Annotated in this window: 2 protein-coding genes and 1 pseudogene; 2 read left to right on the forward strand and 1 reads right to left on the reverse strand. The window is 63.3% G+C overall.

Features of this window, described 5'->3' with window-relative positions; all coding sequences use genetic code 11:
• Both EOA28_RS34655 and EOA28_RS34660 read left to right on the forward strand, forming a co-directional pair.
• Window positions 1-125, forward strand: a pseudogene (locus tag EOA28_RS34655) (monothiol glutaredoxin, Grx4 family); the annotation flags it as partial.
• A 200-nt stretch (window positions 126-325) separates the two neighbouring features.
• On the forward strand, window positions 326-1,549 hold the full coding sequence (locus EOA28_RS34660) for a multidrug effflux MFS transporter (protein ID WP_245463510.1): 1,224 nt from the start codon (window positions 326-328) through the stop codon (window positions 1,547-1,549).
• A gap of 44 nt (window positions 1,550-1,593) precedes the next feature.
• On the opposite strand, the gene EOA28_RS34665 is transcribed toward EOA28_RS34660, so the two are convergent.
• Window positions 1,594-1,814 (reverse strand): inositol monophosphatase family protein (locus EOA28_RS34665; RefSeq protein WP_281060951.1); only part of this gene is annotated, 221 nt, incomplete at its 5' end.

Raw genomic sequence — 1,814 nt, forward strand, 5'->3', positions numbered from 1 at the left:
TCCCGCAGCTCTATGTGAAGGGTGAATTCGTCGGCGGTTGCGACATCGTCCGTGAAATGTTCCAGGCCGGCGAGTTGCAGGACTTCCTGGTCGAAAAGGGCGTCAGCGTCAAAGGCGCAGCCTGATTCAATCTTGCTCGCCGGCGGAGGCTAACTCTCCGGCCGGCAAGCATCGCCCGGGGCCGCCCCCACCTCGGCAATCATGAACCCGCATCTCGGGGATGAGACGAACCAGCGCGCCGGCCAGCCGGCGCTTGTTCGTTGAAAGATCGGACTTTGCCGTGGACAAGCAGGTAGAAGCGTCGCAACGGGCAAGCAGCTTGCCCATTCCGCGCTGGGAGTTCATTGCGCTGTGCGCAGCGCTGATGGCGCTCAACTCCCTGGCCATCGACATCATGCTGCCGGCGCTGCAGCAGATCGGCGCCTCGCTTGGCGTCGAGAGCGAGAACCACCGCCAATATGTCATCACCGCCTATATGCTCGGCTTTGGCGGCGGACAGCTTTTGTTCGGGCCCATTTCGGATCGCTTTGGACGCCGCGCGCCGCTGGTCTTTGGCCTGGTGGTCTATGTCGTGGCCGCGGCTGCCGCCGCCATAGCGCCCAGTTTCGCTTTGTTGCTGACCTGGCGTCTCATCCAGGGCATCGGCGCGGCTGCGACCCGCGTCATCGCCGTCTCGATCGTGCGCGACACGTTCGAAGGCCGGCGTATGGCCGAAGTGATGTCGCTGATCTTCATGGTGTTCATGGCCATCCCCGTCATCGCTCCAGGCATCGGCCAGTTCGTCATGCTGTTCGCCACTTGGCACTGGATTTTCGTGACCATGGCCATCGGCGCGCTGATCGTTTCGACCTGGGCGCTGCTGCGCCTGCCGGAGACGCTGCATGCGGAATATCGCCGGCCGCTCACGGTAAGCTCGGTCGTCGGCGGCTTCCGCATCGTGCTCACCAACCGGCTCACGCTTTGCTATGCCTTCGCCAGCACCTTCATCTTCGCCGCCATGTTCGGCTTCATCAGCTCGGCGCAACAGATCTACATCGACATCTTCCATGTCGGCGAATTGTTCCCGCTGATCTTTGCCGGTGTCGCCGCCGTGCTTGCCTTCTCCAATTATCTGAATTCGCGGCTGGTCGGACAGATCGGAATGCGCCGTCTGTCGCAAGGCGCGCTGCTCATCTTCCTGTGCATCAGCCTTGCCTGGCTGGTCGTTTCGTTGGAGATGCAGATGCCGCTCTGGCTCTTCATCACCTTCTTTGCCGGCGCGATGCTGCCGTTCGGCGGACTGGGCGCGAATTTCAACGCCCTGGCCATGGAGCCGCTCGGCGAGCTTGCCGGCACGGCGGCATCCATCCTTGGCTTCATGCAGACTTTTCTCGGCGCCCTGATCGGCGCGGCGATCGGCCAAGCCTATAACGGCACGGTCACGCCTCTGGCCGCAGGCTTCTGCAGCGTTTCGGTCGCGGCCTTGCTGATGATCCTAATCGCCGAGCGGGGCAGGATGTTCCAGCCGCACAATCCCCCTGTTTCGGGGCACGTCACCGATCTGCATTAGGTTGTCGTCTGGCTGGCGGTTGCCGGCCGGGGCGCGGTTTATTCCTATTCGGCCCAGAGCTCGCGGCGCAACTCGTCCCAGCTTTGCTTGTCCGGCGCGACCAGCAGGCCGCCGTCGACATGCGACGGCAGGTAGGCGCTGCCGTCGACGCGCGCGACATGGCCGCCGGCTTCCTGATGGATCAGCGCACCCGCCAGATGATCCCAGGGCATCAGCTTGTTGTAGAGCACGAAATGGGCGTGGCCGCTCGCAAGCAGCCGGTATT

The sequence above is a fragment of the Mesorhizobium sp. M2A.F.Ca.ET.067.02.1.1 genome, assembly GCF_004023285.1.
Lineage (GTDB): Bacteria > Pseudomonadota > Alphaproteobacteria > Rhizobiales > Rhizobiaceae > Mesorhizobium.